17 protein-coding genes are annotated in these 15326 nt (G+C 35.8%); 9 read left to right on the top strand and 8 right to left on the bottom strand.

All coding sequences use genetic code 11. From position 1 onward, the window contains the following. The first annotated feature begins 81 nt into the window (after window positions 1-81). Window positions 82-450 carry a hypothetical protein gene (locus ABES02_RS02110; protein WP_430130121.1) on the top strand — a complete coding sequence of 123 codons (369 nt, stop codon included), beginning with the start codon at window positions 82-84 and terminating at the stop codon, window positions 448-450. Between the two features lie 54 nt (window positions 451-504). On the opposite strand, the gene ABES02_RS02105 is transcribed toward ABES02_RS02110, so the two are convergent. Continuing rightward, window positions 505-1707, bottom strand: a complete 1203-nt coding sequence (locus ABES02_RS02105) for a macrolide family glycosyltransferase (protein ID WP_430130118.1) — start codon at window positions 1705-1707, stop codon at window positions 505-507. A gap of 257 nt (window positions 1708-1964) precedes the next feature. On the opposite strand from ABES02_RS02105, the gene ABES02_RS02100 reads away from it, so the two are divergent. The 3 genes from ABES02_RS02100 to ABES02_RS02090 all read left to right on the top strand — a co-directional run bounded on the left by ABES02_RS02100 (window position 1965) and on the right by ABES02_RS02090 (window position 4680). After that, entirely contained in the window at window positions 1965-3170 is a 1206-nt protein-coding gene (locus tag ABES02_RS02100) for a COG4705 family protein (RefSeq protein WP_430130115.1), read from the top strand. A gap of 477 nt (window positions 3171-3647) precedes the next feature. Continuing rightward, a complete protein-coding gene (locus ABES02_RS02095) occupies window positions 3648-4511 on the top strand; it encodes an SPFH domain-containing protein (protein WP_430130112.1) in 864 nt (287 codons plus the stop codon). Window positions 4512-4524: 13 nt separating this feature from the next. After that, window positions 4525-4680: an Arc family DNA-binding protein gene (locus ABES02_RS02090; RefSeq protein WP_007083705.1), complete on the top strand. Its 156-nt coding sequence runs from the start codon at window positions 4525-4527 to the stop codon at window positions 4678-4680. Between the two features lie 166 nt (window positions 4681-4846). On the opposite strand, the gene ABES02_RS02085 is transcribed toward ABES02_RS02090, so the two are convergent. The 3 genes from ABES02_RS02085 to ABES02_RS02075 form a co-directional block, all read right to left on the bottom strand. Then, entirely contained in the window at window positions 4847-6049 is a 1203-nt protein-coding gene (locus ABES02_RS02085; RefSeq protein ID WP_430130109.1) for an MFS transporter, read from the bottom strand. A gap of 40 nt (window positions 6050-6089) precedes the next feature. Then, complete coding sequence (locus ABES02_RS02080; RefSeq protein WP_430130106.1) at window positions 6090-7115, bottom strand: ROK family protein; 1026 nt, start codon at window positions 7113-7115, stop codon at window positions 6090-6092. Between the two features lie 283 nt (window positions 7116-7398). Beyond that, complete coding sequence (locus tag ABES02_RS02075) at window positions 7399-7992, bottom strand: YdeI/OmpD-associated family protein (protein ID WP_430130103.1); 594 nt, start codon at window positions 7990-7992, stop codon at window positions 7399-7401. A 259-nt stretch (window positions 7993-8251) separates the two neighbouring features. Between ABES02_RS02075 and ABES02_RS02070 the strand changes: the two genes are divergently transcribed. Together ABES02_RS02070 and ABES02_RS02065 are read left to right on the top strand one after the other, a co-directional pair. Continuing rightward, window positions 8252-8410 carry a hypothetical protein gene (locus tag ABES02_RS02070; RefSeq protein ID WP_430130100.1) on the top strand — a complete coding sequence of 53 codons (159 nt, stop codon included), beginning with the start codon at window positions 8252-8254 and terminating at the stop codon, window positions 8408-8410. 123 nt (window positions 8411-8533) lie between these two features. Continuing rightward, window positions 8534-9001, top strand: a complete 468-nt coding sequence (locus ABES02_RS02065; protein ID WP_430130097.1) for a DUF3291 domain-containing protein — start codon at window positions 8534-8536, stop codon at window positions 8999-9001. A 160-nt stretch (window positions 9002-9161) separates the two neighbouring features. On the opposite strand, the gene ABES02_RS02060 is transcribed toward ABES02_RS02065, so the two are convergent. Continuing rightward, window positions 9162-10211, bottom strand: a complete 1050-nt coding sequence (locus ABES02_RS02060) for a DUF3231 family protein (protein WP_430130094.1) — start codon at window positions 10209-10211, stop codon at window positions 9162-9164. 315 nt (window positions 10212-10526) lie between these two features. Here ABES02_RS02060 and ABES02_RS02055 point away from each other — a divergent pair, with 315 nt between their 5' ends. Continuing rightward, window positions 10527-10784: an ABC transporter gene (locus tag ABES02_RS02055; RefSeq protein ID WP_430130091.1), complete on the top strand. Its 258-nt coding sequence runs from the start codon at window positions 10527-10529 to the stop codon at window positions 10782-10784. Window positions 10785-11149: 365 nt separating this feature from the next. After that, on the top strand, window positions 11150-11362 hold the full coding sequence (locus ABES02_RS02050; protein WP_430130089.1) for a hypothetical protein: 213 nt from the start codon (window positions 11150-11152) through the stop codon (window positions 11360-11362). 42 nt (window positions 11363-11404) lie between these two features. Here ABES02_RS02050 and glnA read toward each other — a convergent pair whose 3' ends face one another. Then, entirely contained in the window at window positions 11405-12769 is a 1365-nt protein-coding gene (gene glnA / locus ABES02_RS02045) for a type I glutamate--ammonia ligase (RefSeq protein ID WP_430130087.1), read from the bottom strand. A gap of 313 nt (window positions 12770-13082) precedes the next feature. Further along, window positions 13083-14078 carry a zinc-dependent alcohol dehydrogenase family protein gene (locus tag ABES02_RS02040; RefSeq protein WP_430130084.1) on the bottom strand — a complete coding sequence of 332 codons (996 nt, stop codon included), beginning with the start codon at window positions 14076-14078 and terminating at the stop codon, window positions 13083-13085. 112 nt (window positions 14079-14190) lie between these two features. Between ABES02_RS02040 and ABES02_RS02035 the strand changes: the two genes are divergently transcribed. After that, on the top strand, window positions 14191-14682 hold the full coding sequence (locus ABES02_RS02035; protein ID WP_430130081.1) for a CBO0543 family protein: 492 nt from the start codon (window positions 14191-14193) through the stop codon (window positions 14680-14682). Window positions 14683-15104: 422 nt separating this feature from the next. Here the strand turns inward: ABES02_RS02035 and ABES02_RS02030 are convergent, their stop codons facing one another. Further along, the gene (locus ABES02_RS02030; RefSeq protein WP_430130078.1) at window positions 15105-15281 is read right to left on the bottom strand and encodes a hypothetical protein; all 177 of its coding nucleotides are present in this window, start codon (window positions 15279-15281) and stop codon (window positions 15105-15107) included. Window positions 15282-15326 lie beyond the last annotated feature (45 nt).

The following is a 15326-nucleotide window of genomic DNA, read 5'->3' as shown; positions in this document are numbered from 1 at the left end:
TTTCTTCATTTTATATAGTCTGATAGTCTATATTACTAATTCACCATGCCTCATATTCTATTAGATTTGGAGTTGATCCAAGTGAGTAACTTTTTATCGGTTAATGGATGGTTGCATTATACGAATCGATTGAACGAATCTCCAGACTCAATGTATAAAAGACGTTTTGATTTGAATTTTCAAAATGCTACTGAAGAGGATCTTGGCCAAGGTTTCAAACGTTATACCTGGAGACCTGGAATCCAGATAAAGAGTCGTGAATATCTTGACTTTCGATTAGAAGCACAGAAAAATGGAAATGTCATTAGTGCGGGATACTTAACAGATCCATTGGAAAATATTTATTCTGTACAAAGTGGGCCAAGTCAACCTAATGTCATGGTTTTAATACTTCATAATGCCTCTAACATAGATTCAGAAGTGTTCCCTTGGATCGTCGTTAAAGAATAGTCTAAGTTAAAAATCGAAAGCTTGGGAATCATTAACCTTGCTTTCTTTTTATTTTTAGATATCATTATGACTTTTAAATTCAAAAATCTCATCAACAGCTTTGTAATATCCACCCGATTTTTGAATAGATTCCCTTATTTGTAAAACAGCTTTATGGAAAGATGGGTTGTTTAACACATTTCCTGCGGCCTCACGAAGTTGATTTGCTGTCAAGCGTTGCATTTGTAATGTAACACCTGCTCCGATATTGGCAACTTGCCTAGCAATAATCGGCTGATCCGCGCTTTGTGGGATTACAATTAGCGGAACCCCATAGTAGAGACCCTCATTAGTACTATTCATTCCACCATGCGTGATAAATAATTTAGTGTATTTAAGTACTTCGGTTTGTGGAACATAATTTTTTACAATGAAGTTTTGCGGTATTTCTCCTAAATCAAATTGTGGAGTTTGTTCCCCTATCGACATGACAACCGTATGATTACTATCTGCAAATGCTTCAAAACAAAGCTTATAAAAATCAACGGCACGGTTAAAAACGGTACCGAGAGAAATGTAAATTGGCCTTTTCCCTTTGATAGCTGTAAAGTCAAAACTTTCCTGCTTTAATCGTGAAGAAATGGATGGACCTACGAATTTATAAGTTTGGTCGAATGCTTCTCCATAAGGTTGAAACTCCCTAGTTGTATAAACGATTGTAACTGGTGCAGGATTACAAAAAATTTCGTAAGGAGATTGGATCTCGACAGTATATTTTTCCTTCACCATTGCCGTCAGTCTTCGATATTCATCGTTAATGTTTTTAAGCACTTCTTTAGGAATATTCTTTGAAAGCTGCTCTAACATTTTATCGAATGATTCCTTTGTCTGCGCAAAGGAAGTACAAGAATTAATTGCCGGAAGCTTAAGGATTTGGGCAATTAAACGTCCACAACCAAACATTGAATCATGGATGATGTAATCAAAATGCTCTCCTTCAATCTGTTCTAGCAAGCTAGGTATGACAATTTCTGCTGTATGTAAAAGACCGTTAATTCTTTCAAGTAAATAATTTCTTCCACCCGAGATAAAGGCTTTTATAAATCTTTGACCATCCAATGTTCGTACAGTAGCCCCTGTCTTCTCCAATCGCTCTCGAAAAGCTTCTATCGTAAAGTAAACTACCTCTTCTCCGCGTGAAATAAGCTCTTGCACAACTCCTATAGTTGGATTGATATGTCCTTCTGATCCGGCATTAATAAATAAAACACGTGCCATTTTTACCACTCCTTAGGTAATTCTATTTCTAAATTGTGTAAGAGTATGGGTCGGTTTCCCATCCCCCTTGTTATTCCCCCATTTTAATAGTTAATTCTTTTTTAACTCATCTACTACTTTAGTACAACATCCCATACTTAATAAACACTTTAGTTTATATTAATCAGTTTTTAATAAATCCCCCCTCAATTTCTTATATAGTAGAAACAAGTATCATTTCTTTGTAAAAATGACGGCTTTCAAAAAGGAGATTATGTATGAAAGATAACCAAAGTAAATGGAAAATTTCACTTAATAAGGTACCAGAATTGACCATATTCTTCTGGATCATTAAAGTTTTATGCACAACTGTCGGGGAAACATTCGCTGATTTCATAAATTTCAACCTTGGACTTGGTTTAACTATTACTACCGTTATTATGGGAATCGCATTTTTCATCGTTTTGTTTTTTCAATTCAGAACAACGAAATATGTTCCAGGAATTTATTGGCTAACGGTTGTTCTAATAAGTGTATTTGGAACCTTGGTCACTGATAATTTGACAGACGGAATGGCAGTACCCCTCGAGCTTAGTACAGTAGTTTTCTCAGTGTTATTAGGATTAACCTTTCTTTTTTGGTATCTTAGTGAAAAAACACTCTCAATTCACTCGATTCATACAAGAAAAAGAGAAGTTTTTTATTGGCTTACTATTCTGTTCACATTTGCCCTTGGAACAGCAGTCGGAGATTTATATTCCGAACAGCTTGGTTTTGGTTACCTAAACACAGGAATCATCGTCGTTATTATAATAGCTTGTGTATTTTTGGCATGGAAATTTTTCAAACTTGATGGAATTTTATCGTTCTGGATTGCCTATATTCTTACTCGGCCACTCGGAGCATCATTAGGTGATTACCTCTCTCAACCAAAAAATAATGGCGGGTTAGGGTTGGGGACAACCGTTACTAGTGCGATTTTCCTTATCGCTATTTTAGCCATTATCATTTTTCTTGCTGTTACAAAAATTGATACAACACAAAAAGGTCAAACAGTGGCAACAAACCAAACAATGGAAGGCAAGAAAAATGTTTTTAAGCAGACTATTGCCGTACTGTGCCTTTTCTTAGTTGTCGGTATTGGCGGTTATGTTTGGCGCAACGATAAAATAGCAGCGCAAACCGATTCTGCCCAAACCACTTTGTCTGGACAATTAACTGATTTTGCAAAAATCGAAAGTGATATGCTAAACAAAGTAAACTCAAAGGACTTTACTTCAGCGAAAAAAGAGGCCGACGATTTAGAACATCAATGGGACACATCAGAGCCGAAACTTAGGAAAATTGATGGCACATCATGGACAAAAATTGATGGAACTATTGACGTAGTTTTAGCGGCCGTTCGTACATCAAACCCTGATGTCAACCATTTCAAAACTGCACTTAACAATTCTCTTAATGTTATTAATAAAGTAAATAAATAACAATCTTAGGAATCGCTAATGCGGTTCCTTTTTATATGAAGGTATTATTTAACTCACTATGATGTTCTCAAGGTCTTAGTATAAGTTCAAGGATATGTTTTAAAGTGTTTAAAACTGATCAATTCTTCTCTAGTATTAAACTGTCCCATAGAATAGTACAATGAGACAAATCTTAGCTACAAACACATAAAAATGTCCCACAGAAGGATTCATCTTTTCAAAACACGACAAATGGCAGCTTGATTACACCACTAGCAAACATTAGTTGAAAAAAGCTTTACAAAAATAAAATGTTTTTAAATTTAGGTATTTATTTTTAGGAGGGCCAAGGGGACGGTTCGTGTTTTGAACTAACATAACACCATTAGCACACTATGAGAACCCTCCTCCAGGGTATTCCTTTACTTTTTTCAACAGAATTATTATGATATAAATGTGATATCACTTTTATATCACATTATTTCGGGAGGGAAGCTCATGAGAGAAAAATCGGTTTTTAAAATGAATGGTTTTGCAGCACTTATCCTAGCACTGTTGTGTATTTGTTCTGGAATTTATTTAATTGTTACAGGAACAAATAGTCCTGAAAAAGTAGCTTTAGGAGTATTGGTCATACTTTTGGGACTAATCATTGCTACAAGTCTAACCATTGTTCAACCGAATGAAGCAAAGGTATTAACGTTCTTTGGTACTTATCTAGGAGTTATTAGGGACCAAGGTTTATGGGCAACCATTCCATTTACATTCAAACGAAGCGTTTCCTTACGTGTTACCAATTTTAACAGTGAGAAGCTTAAGGTAAATGATTTAGAAGGAAATCCAATTGAAATTGCTGCTGTTGTGGTATATAAAGTTAGCGATGCAGCAAAAGCATTGTATGATGTAGAAAACTATGAGAAATTTATTCAAATTCAAAGTGAAACCGGTATTCGTCATATTGCTAGTACCTATGCCTATGATTCGTTCGGAAATAATGAGAACGCGTTAACCCTTCGCCAAAATAGTGATGAAGTCGCCGATGTACTCGTATCTGATTTACAAAAAAGACTGGATGTTGCGGGGGTAGATGTGATCGAGGCACGGATTATGCATCTCGCTTATTCTTCTGAAATCGCTTCAGCTATGTTACAAAGGCAACAAGCGCAAGCAGTTTTATCTGCACGAAAAGTGATTGTCGATGGTGCGGTAGGTCTTGTAAAGGCAGCTATTGACCAGCTTGCAGAGCAAGAAATTGTGGAATTAGATGAAGAGAAAAAGGCACAGATGGTCAATAATTTGATGGTCGCCATTGTTTCTGAAAAAGGGACCCAGCCAATTATTAATACAGGAAGTATTTATTAAGGTTGTGTAGTAAATGACTAAAAGAAAATCATTTCCGCTTCGGATTGATCCCAAATTATATGAAGTCCTCGAGAAATGGGCGGAAGATGAAATCAGAAGTGTGAACGCCCAAATCGAAGTAATCCTAAAAGAGGCTGCAAAAAAGGCTGGAAGATTGAAAAAAGAATAAACAAAAATGGCTCCAACCCTTCATAAATAGAGGTTTGGAGCTTTTTTACGAACATCAACAAACCAGATATCACTTAAGCATTGCAAAACGCCTGTTCAATTACACTAACTTAATCATATGATTTCGTCCCAATATAAAAAATTTTATTGTATATTACTCTATTAAGCTATATTTCTACTTTCTTAGAATTTCTTGCCAGGGTTCCCCCCAATTTTTCAGAACCCCAGAGCATTATTGCAATAAAACCTGCAATGACAAATGGGAAAATTCCTATTGTTGAGTTTGCTGCAATGAAACCAAGAAGTGGAGGCAGAAACGTACTACCTGTATAAGCAACAGCCATTTGATACCCCATTATTGTTTGAGAATGTTTTTGGCCAAATCGTATGGGTGTTTCATGTAACATACACGGAAATATCGGTGCTAATCCTAATCCCACCATTATAAAACCAACAAGAGAGAATATGGACGGCAATGGTAAGAATAGAAGTGCTGCACCAATTAATGCTTTTAATTGTCCCATCCGTATTAGAGAACGGTTGCCAATTTTTAAGGTTATAAAGCCTGTTATAAATCTACCAATGGTAATTCCTGCGTAATACAAGGAAACCCATTTTGCTGCTACATCTACGGATAAATCTTTAACATTTACTAGGAAACTACTTCCCCAAAGACCCATTGTTGCTTCTGCACCACAATAAAACAAGAAAGATAGCAAAGCTAGTTTAACTCCCTTAATTTGCATGGGTTTTTGATTTTCAGTTTCTGTCACATACAATGGACTATTCGGCTCTTTAGTTGCGTTAACATTGCTGTTTCCTCCAACCTTGTTCCATAAAGGCAAAGTGAAGAAAAGAATAACTACTAATATAAACTGCACACCAGCGATGGTAAGATACCCGTTTCTCCAAGAATGTTGCCCTGAAATAAACTGAGACATAATTACGGGACCAAGGGTAGCCCCAACTCCCCAGAAACAATGAAGCCAACTCATGTGGTGTGCTTTGTAATGTGAAGCTACATAATTGTTTAAACCCGTATCAACGGCACCTGCACCTAACCCAAGTGGTATTGCACAAATAAACAACCAAAAAATCGAAGGAGCAAAATAAAACCCAAGGAGCGCTCCAGCTGTCATGAAACAACTGAAAAATGTGACGATGCCAGTTCCGAATCGCTTTAGCACTGCTCCACTTACAAAACTGGAAATGATTGTTCCTCCTGCTATTGTCATAAAAAGCAATCCGGCAGTCTCAAGTGGTACCCCAAATTCCGATTGCATCAATGACCATGACACTCCCAATAATGAATCTGGTAAACCTAAGCTAATAAAAGCCAAGTAGATGATTACTAAAAAGTATGTAGCCATGTATAACCTCCCCTAGCATTTTTATAGTTCTTGATTTGTCTTAGCTGCTAATTTCCGTAATCATGAGGTCAAGACCCAGACTTTGTAACCCAAATAGATAATCTTGTTTCCAATCACTCATAATAAGTTCTGGAAGATGCTCTGCTGAAATATACTTTGAGCTTCGTTCTACAATTTGGTCTAGGGTAAATTGGTTTACTTCATCATGACAAAAAATAATGGTGTGAGGGTTAATAATAGCTGTAAAGGAAGCTACTAACCTGCTAATAGCATCAATCTCATATTCCTCTGAAATAATTGCTTTTTTAGAGCGATTCCCAATCTTCAAAGCCTGCCCGAAGTTTCGGTCATCATACTGTGGAACGAATGAAACTTCTCCGGAAAAATTAGTTTTTCCTCGCACCACCACTCCATTTACCATGATTCCAGCACCTGGGCCATTTTGACCTGAATATAAATAGATAAGAGATTTATTTTTCTTGATTCCCATACTATCGTGAAAACCGCGTACTGCCGCATTCATATCGTTTTCTATTACAACAGGTATGGAGAACAAATTTTCCAAATATCCCTTCAGATCAAAGTTTTGAAGATGATCATACCCTGGTATATAAATAATTCGTCCATTATCAACGGAACCTGGTACACCAATAACTACTGAAGTGATTTTTGGATATTTCTCCAGTATCTCTTCAACACACTTGGTTAATATTGTTAAATCATCATCTAGTAATGCACTTGACGTTTTTCCAACATCCTTTACTTCGCCTAAACAGTTAAAGACAAGATAATTTGTCTCTGTTCTCTCTAAAAAGATGGCCAACCCTAACATAAACTCCGGATTGTATGCATATCTTTTTGCCCTTCTTCCACCACTAGAATCATCAAGTCCGATTGAAATAAGTTCACCGTCTTTTTCCATCTGTGATAAGAATTTACTTATTGTGGGGAAACTAATTCCTAATTTATCGCTAAGTTCAACTTTAGTTGCACTTTCAAATTCTAAAAAAGCTTTACGAATACCGCGAAGGATTTCCGTCCTCAACGATTTTGGAGTAGCATTCACAAGGAGCACCTCCTATTAAAATAGACTTATTAAACACCTTTAATAAGTCTTGAAAAATAAACTTATTAAATATCTTTAATAAGTCTTGAAAAATAAACTTATTAAAGATATCTAATAAGTCTTGAAAAAAATTTATTAAAGAAGTTTAAATAGATCATGAAACAAGTACCTGGACCTTTGGAAATCATGGTAAGACCTATCGCACAAAAGTTCAAATTATTAAATATTACTATATCATGAGATGTACTAAAGGACAACTATCAACATATTCTCATTAACCATACTAATCATTTAATCCTTTTCCACTGAGAATCTGCTGCATATATTTTTCAACCCTTGACTCTCGAGTTTTGGATTGTTTGGGCTGAGAAAAATGAAGAATGTATGCTCTTTGCCGTCCCGGCGTCAATGATTCAAAAGCAGTTTTCAAGCCAGGGATTTCATTAAATTTATTTTGAAGTTCTTCAGGAATTATATATTCAGTATTCTTTTTAAAATTCACTTCCAAACCGGCTTTTTCGACTTCAATGGCTTCATAAATATAGTCTTTCAAGATGGTTTCCATATTAACTATTTCTTGAACATTGGTGAACCGAATCTGGCGCGCCGCCTGAACATTCTCCGTTTGTTGGATTAGAATCCCATGGGCATCCTTTAACAAGGCACCTTTGTGAAACAGAAGCGCACAATATCCTTTGAACCCATGAATTAATACTATGTTTTTATTCGTAAACGTATAACAAGGATGCATCCACTTAAATTCTTCTGTCAACTCACAGTCAAGAACGATTTTTCTCAACTTCTCATATTCTTCCTTCCACTTTTTAGCTTTACTTAAGAATTCATCAACCTTAGGATTCATTTTACTTTTTGTCATCAAGGAATACCCCTCTTCAATTTTCCGATCAGCTGACTGTTAAGAATGCTCAAATGTATTGGTGAAAATCACCCAGTCTCCGATTGGTGATGATTTATAATAGAAAATTAATTGGTTTCATGTCAAGCAGTTCAGGTTTGGAAATAAACAGGAATCTAATGTCGCTACTTTAAGTGGAATTCAATCAAATTCTCAGGATATACCTTGTGTATTTTAGTAAATAATATGACAGATAAACAATAAATTGAGGAGGACTCGTATGCAAGAGGGTCAGCAAGCTAAAGAGAATTTGGGGTCTATTATGAAATCAGAATTTGCCGGAACTGATGCACAAAAGGTAAAACAAGAAATTCAAAAAGATGTAAGCCAAGGGCAAGGGGCAATGACTTCCCGAGAGGCAGGAGCCATGCGCGATTAAAAACCACTTTGAGTGGTTTTTTATTTTTCTTTTTCCGGATGGTGACAGCAATTTTTTTCAAAAGGAATGAGTCCAGTCTTCCATGAATATATGTAGGTAAAAAAGGGAAATGGGGAGATGATTATGGCCTTTGTTGCGATCTATACTGTTGGCAGGCTTAAACATCCGCATGAGCAACCTGCCTCTCGAGAGTTTTTTGAAGTGGGATACGAAGTTATGCGACAAGCATCTAAATCAGGGCATCTTATAGAGGAATTTTCACCATTTGGCGTGCCATTCCCTGAGGAAGCAATTAAAGGGAATGGTACTCCCATTCTTACATTAACGGTATGGAAAAGCCTTCAATCTTTATATCGTTTTACCTATTCAGGCCAGCATAAGCAAGCCCTGCGAGACAGGAACAAATGGATTGAGGCTCATCAAGCGAACCAACCTACATATGTGATGTGGTGGACGGAAAAGGTGAAGGATGTATCCTGGAAGGAAGCTTTCAAGCGTTACAACTATTTTCTTCAGCATGGACCCACTCCTTTTGCATTTGACTATAAGCACGCTTTTGACGAAGCAGGTCAGCCGTGCTTGGTTAACTAGCCAAACTGTTCCAAATAAAAATCCAAATATTTTTATTTTTTCGGAATCCATCAATCCCACAGTAACAAAAAAGACTGAAAAACAAATGATAAGTAAGAATACCCTTCCTATCCCCCACCCGCATCCTTTTAATATTCGACTTTCTGTTCAAAATGAAAACTTAAACCCTGTCATACGCTTTTGGTGGCGCTTCCACCCAACCTTTATCAATTAAGATATTCATGCCGTCGTCAACAAATAAGCTAATGTTCATAAGAGTTCTTCCATACAAGAAATTTATATCTCTTCTTGCCGTTACCGCCAGTGAATTTCCAAATGACCTTATCTTCATTGCGAACATGTCTACTTTATGGAACAGCATTATTTTATCGGAAAAAGGTGAATATGTAGATGTTTTAACTAAATGGTCTAGGTAAGACGGTGATTGAATGTGTTCAACATGCAGTTTTTCTTTATATTGCTTTACCGCTTTATCCGTCATGTCCAAACCTCGTTTAAACAAAGCCTTTATCTTTTGGTCTTGAACAATCTGATGAAACCCCAATAATAATGCCATACTTGTTACGTTATTCTCAATGTTATCCCAAAGATGTATGAGTTCTAATGCCTGTAATGGCCGGACTTCTCCAAAAAAACCATTTAAGTAACTTTGTTTATCTACTTTATCAATTCCATCTGGTGTCGGAATGATAGGAGGTTCTTCAATGTATCTTTTTTCCATTAAAAGATTATTAATTTGTCCTAAATAGACGGTGGTACATTGATTACAATAAATAAAAAACTCCCTAATATCCTCCCTCAGTACCAATGGAACTGCTACTGCGTAAAGGCTCATACCTGCCTTTGAAGCATATTTTAAATAATGAACGTAAAATTCATCTGCGTATAAACGGGGGGCACCAAGATTTACATCATCTTTAGTAAATCCAATTGGGATAGGGAAATTCCCATTTTTAAAAAATACTTCAATCCTCTGCATGAAATCCGTTGATAAAGCTAAACCATTTTCCAATAGCGTCTTAATATTTTCATCCTCACAGTGCTGATGAAAATAACTTAAGATTTGAATGGACATACTGTTTCCCATATAGGTGGCCCAAAGTTTACCCATTTCAAAAGACGTTAAAGGTTCGGTCACATCTGCTTTTTTTGGATTAATATTTAGCGGTTTCATCACATTCATTGGATTTAAATCTTTATCGGTGGTCATAGCTAATCTCCTTTTCCCGCATTTTCGCTTATGATAACCATTGGAAAAAGATTTAATTCAACCAAATGTTTAATTAATTACATTATAAATCATCTTATATAATTCGGGAATGAGCTCAATAATCCTCATTCCTCTAGTTTCCTATGAACTCCTAATCTCGAAAATTAATAATAATTTCCAATGATAACCACAATTTTTTTCAAACTCCTCTATATTTAAATCAGTTTTAGCCTCTTTTTGTGTTTTTTATAAACAAGCTCTCAAGCAGTCGCATACCATAATGTTGAACAACCATTGACAAGGAGGTGAATTAAAATGGGTCATCATTGTAATTGTCATGGTCATTGTCATTGTCATTCACACAGATGCATATTTGGATGTTTCCTAGGATTTTTAACAGGTGTAATATGGTTACTAATTGCCCTGTCGGGAAAACTTACTGAATTTTTTGGATTAATTGAACTCGGCAGCCTTGGTCATATTTTAATTATCATTATTGCGATTATTGGATTCCTTGCTTTTCTTGTTTTTGGATTTTACGTATTCAAAAAAGCTTGGCGCTGTTGCCGCTGATTTACAAGAATACAAAAAAGCTTCAAACATTGTTTACCTAACAAAGTTTGGAGCTTTTTTAAACGCGTTTTTTCAACTAGAAAAAAGATAGTTCAATTGTTCACACATTTAATATACTTATTATTTTTATTTTCTTTACGTTTCGCTAAAAAACCTTTTAAAACACTATACTAATATGATGTTTTTTCAATAATTAAATCGAAAAATGTCAAATAAAGTGTAATAATATCAGTTTTTTTAGATTTTTTTGAATTAACTGATTTGTTATTATTGTATTAATATCTTTATTACTCTCAATTGGAATATTGAAAGTATTTTGATAGATTGCTGCTTGGATTTGTATTTAAAGTGAGGAGTGAAACTTTATGTTAGAGTTGGTACGAGATAATCGAATGGTTATGTGTTTTCCATTACTAGATGATGATTACATTGAAAAAATGGCAAACTTCTACACCAGTGAAACGGCACAGGTCATCTTTCCTAATTTGCATAAAATACCATTTGAGAAGTGGCTCTATCGTCAATACTTTCTAAGTTTTGAAAAAACGAAAAATATAGAACAATGCCAAGTTATTTAAATGAATTTGAACATAAAAGCGGGGATTCCCCCGCTTTTTTTACTAGAACTTAGAATGATAGTTTTCAATTTCCCATGTATGAACGGCTGTACGATAGCTATCCCATTCTGCTTTCTTCAAGGAAACATATTCGTTATAAACGTGTTCTCCAAGCGTATTCGCAGCAATCTCCCCTGATTCTAAGGCTTTGATTGCTTCTGCTAAGCTGCCAGGAAGGTTGTCAATTCCTTGGTACGCTCTTTCTTCTTCCGTCATATGGAAAATATCTTCATTGATTGGAGCTGGTGCAGCTAGCTCATTTTCAATTCCATCTAAACCTGCAGAGGCAATAACGGCAAAGGTTAAATAAGGGTTAGATGATGGATCTGGACAACGTAATTCTACACGTGTTGCCAACCCTTTTTTTGCCGGAATTCGAATCAATGCCGAACGGTTCGAAGCAGACCAAGCAATATAACATGGGGCTTCATAACCTGGAACCAAGCGCTTATAAGAATTTACTAGCGGATTTGTAACGGCTGTAAAGCTCTTTACGTTCTCTAGCACACCAGCAATAAATTGGTAGGCTTTTTCTGATAATTGCAATTCATCAGATGGATCAAAGAAGGCATTTTCGCTTCCTTTGAAGAATGACATATTAACATGCATGCCCGAACCGTTGATACCGAATACTGGTTTTGGCATAAAGGTAGCATGTAAACCAAATTTCTTCGCAACCGTCTTCACGACCCATTTGTATGTAGTGGCAAGATCAGCTGCTGTTAAAACGTCCGCATATTTAAAGTTAATCTCATGTTGTCCTTCTGCCACTTCATGGTGTGACGCTTCAATCGTAAAGCCCATTGCTTTTAGGGCACGGTAGATTTCTAAACGAACGCGCTCGCCAAGATCATGTGGTGATGGCTCAAAATATCCTGCTTTATCACCAAGTTCTTGAGTGGCATAGCCATTTTCGTCTGTTTTAAAAAGGAAAAACTCTAATTCTGGCCCAACTGAAATCGTATAGCCTTTGTCAGCGGCACGGTCCACTGTTTTCTTTAGAACGTTTCTGGTATCTCCTTCAAAAAGCGTTCCATCAGGATTTTTTACGGAGCATAAGAAGCGGGCTTCTGAATAACCAGATTCAACAGTCCAAGGAAGCACAGCAAACGTATTAAGATCTGGTTGTAGATAAAGGTCAGACTTATTAATGGGAGAGAATCCTTTAATAGATGAACCATCAAACATCATTTTTCCTTCTACTACATCTTCAAGTTGTTCAGTCGTTACCGTAACGTGCTTTAAGATTCCTTCAATATCTACAAATTGCAAGTGTAATAGTTCTACACTTTTTTCTTTAATAGTTTCTTTGATTTGTTCTAGAGTTGCAGTTTCTACTGGTACATTTGAAAAAAGTGTTTCAGCCATGTCACATTACCTCTCTATTTCATGTTATGTTTTCTCACATCACTTTTATAAGATGATTATAGTGAAAAAAAGATCGTTTGACAATCTTTTTTTGCATATTTTTTTGAATATTTATTCTAATTTTTAAGTAAGCGTTTTCAATAAAACAAATAAAATTATGCCATTTCCGAGAATCAAACAATCACTTTTATTTGTAAAAATACATTTTTGTGCATAAACACAAGATTCCCTCTGCATTATTGGCACAAAAAAAATAGAGATGAATGTATCAAACATTCTTCTCTACTCTTAGATAGTTCAATTCCCCAATAGTTTACCATTCATTTGTCAATACAATCTTTCCAATAGCCTTATTTGATTCTAGTAAAAGATGTGCTTCCTTTACTTGATCAAACTTAAAAATCCTTTTTTCGACTAACGGCTGAAGTTTCCCTTCCTCTACAAGTTTTGTTACTTCTCGTAAAATTTTTCCGTATTCTTTCCTTTGCTCTTTATTTATTACTTTTAAAAGCATGAAGGTAATATGTAAAGATAGTGCCTTTGAATGGAGCAAAGACAAATCATGTGTTGAGCGTGCCGCGATTGCTAATACTGTTCCGTAAGTGGCAGCAGCTTGGAAAGACCGGTCGAGGTTTTCGCCACCAACCGTATCAAACACAATGTCAAACCCTTTTCCATCTGTATATTCCTTTACGTACTCCTCTACTGTCTGTTCTCGATAATTAATGGCCACATCTGCACCCAAACGCTTTCCGATGCTTAATTTCTCCTCAGATGAAGCCGTTGTGAATACTTTTGCACCGGCCAGCTTTGCTAGTTGAATGGCCACATGACCTACCCCGCCTGTGGCTGCATGAACAAGAACCGTTTGCCCATTTTGAACATTTGCTCGATTATAAAGTGCTTCCCACGCAGTTATGGTTACTAAAGGAAGCGCCGCTGCTTCTGCCATCGTTAAATTTTCGGGTTTAGGAGCTAAAAGCTGCGCATCCGCAAGCATATATTCAGCAAGAGCACCACCTGTATCCTTAAAACCTCCTGCACAACCATAGACTTCATCACCGACCTTGAACTCTGTTACTCCTTCGCCAACCTCTACAACAACTCCTGCTACATCGCCGTGTAACACGGCCGGAAAATCTGGTGCAACCGCTGGTACCGCTCCAGACCTTACCTTTGTATCAATCGGATTTACACTTGTTGCTTTTACTTCAATAACCACGTGCCCATGAATTGCTTCAGGCTTAGGAACCTCCACAATCTCAAAAACAGATGGATCTCCAAACTTTTTAATCACCTGTGCTTTCACTTGTTATCACACTCCTTCTCTATCATTTTAAACAAGGTCTTATATCTTTCAAAATAATATGAACTTTGGAATCATCATTGAGAAGGGAATACTCCTACTTAGAGGTGTTATTATGAAAAAGCAATCTATAGAGATGAATATATTAAGGTTTTTGCTTGTATTCAGTATCATTTCCATTATAAATTTAATACGAAAACTACCAGTAAAAGATTGGTTGATCATATTTCTTTTGAAGGGAGTTCTTTCTTCAGTTTTAGATACTTTTGTTGTAAAAAAGGGTTACATCAAATATCCAGTTACTCTTTTGAAATCTGTTAATATCAGCTTTGGATTTGATTATTTGCTTTATCCAATAACGTGCGTTTACTATAACCAAATCACTAAAAGTTCAAATATTTTCGGTATTCTTATTAAGGCTTTATATTTCAGTATTCCTATGGCAGTAATAGAACACTTTTTAGAAAAGAAAACTGACTTAATCGAATTTAAAAAAGGGTGGACTTCATTTACTAGTTTTTGTACAATGACCATTACTTTTTTAATTTCACGTTCGATTATAGCCTTAGTAAAGAAAGCAGATAACAATCTTGTTCCCGAAAATTAATTTATTGAAAATTTTAGATTTACTAAAAGATACTTAAATAAAACTTAAAATGGGGACGAAATAAATCTTGAACAATTTAAAAATGTTATCTAAAACCATGTTATATACCACTCTTTACTCAACTAACCTCCCCGTCAATTGAACAAGAAAAAGGGCTGCCGAAGCAAACCCCTCTTTAACTTAAGTCCCGGTTAGCTTAATAAGGACAATATTTTTAAACTTAGATTTCTTAATTAGCCGGATAAGTGTCGCTGATCATTATCTTCTCATACACGGTCAAAAACACATAACTCTAATCGGTATTATTGCCGAAGACTGCAGCAATATTTATATGATTTAATTAAAAAATACTTTCACATTCCAATATATTGTAATAATTAAATACTGGCTTGACGATAGGATCTTTAAGGAACGCTCTATTGTTAGGGACTAGGAATAATGTCTACGCAGTTTTCGTAGTGTTCACGGTATGTTTCAGTGTACGTTAATGGTGGGAACAGTGTGGCACGACGAAACATCTCGTCCGCTTCTTTCTTTAGAATATATCCGGCATCTAAAAAATCGGTAAGCTTTTCAAAAACACCGTTATGGAAAATCAAGTAAAAGATACCTCACAAATTTATATAAATAAAGCCGATTTCCAC

The sequence above is a fragment of the Neobacillus pocheonensis genome, from assembly GCF_050477905.1.
Taxonomy (GTDB): Bacteria; Bacillota; Bacilli; order Bacillales; family Cytobacillaceae; genus Neobacillus; species Neobacillus pocheonensis_A.
This window is presented reverse-complemented; position numbering and strand designations above follow the sequence as displayed.

Excerpts from the sequence above, each read along its gene's own strand:
- ABES02_RS02105 (WP_430130118.1), bottom strand. The coding sequence starts at position 1,707 with ATGGCACGTGTTTTATTTATTAATGCCGGATCAGAAGGACATATCAAT.
- ABES02_RS02100 (WP_430130115.1), top strand. The coding sequence starts at position 1,965 with ATGAAAGATAACCAAAGTAAATGGAAAATTTCACTTAATAAGGTACCA.
- ABES02_RS02095 (WP_430130112.1), top strand. The coding sequence starts at position 3,648 with ATGAGAGAAAAATCGGTTTTTAAAATGAATGGTTTTGCAGCACTTATC.
- ABES02_RS02090 (WP_007083705.1), top strand. The coding sequence starts at position 4,525 with ATGACTAAAAGAAAATCATTTCCGCTTCGGATTGATCCCAAATTATAT.
- ABES02_RS02085 (WP_430130109.1), bottom strand. The coding sequence starts at position 6,049 with ATGGCTACATACTTTTTAGTAATCATCTACTTGGCTTTTATTAGCTTA.
- ABES02_RS02075 (WP_430130103.1), bottom strand. The coding sequence starts at position 7,992 with ATGACAAAAAGTAAAATGAATCCTAAGGTTGATGAATTCTTAAGTAAA.
- ABES02_RS02070 (WP_430130100.1), top strand. The coding sequence starts at position 8,252 with ATGCAAGAGGGTCAGCAAGCTAAAGAGAATTTGGGGTCTATTATGAAA.
- ABES02_RS02065 (WP_430130097.1), top strand. The coding sequence starts at position 8,534 with ATGGCCTTTGTTGCGATCTATACTGTTGGCAGGCTTAAACATCCGCAT.
- ABES02_RS02060 (WP_430130094.1), bottom strand. The coding sequence starts at position 10,211 with ATGACCACCGATAAAGATTTAAATCCAATGAATGTGATGAAACCGCTA.
- ABES02_RS02055 (WP_430130091.1), top strand. The coding sequence starts at position 10,527 with ATGGGTCATCATTGTAATTGTCATGGTCATTGTCATTGTCATTCACAC.
- ABES02_RS02050 (WP_430130089.1), top strand. The coding sequence starts at position 11,150 with ATGTTAGAGTTGGTACGAGATAATCGAATGGTTATGTGTTTTCCATTA.
- glnA (WP_430130087.1), bottom strand. The coding sequence starts at position 12,769 with ATGGCTGAAACACTTTTTTCAAATGTACCAGTAGAAACTGCAACTCTA.
- ABES02_RS02035 (WP_430130081.1), top strand. The coding sequence starts at position 14,191 with ATGAAAAAGCAATCTATAGAGATGAATATATTAAGGTTTTTGCTTGTA.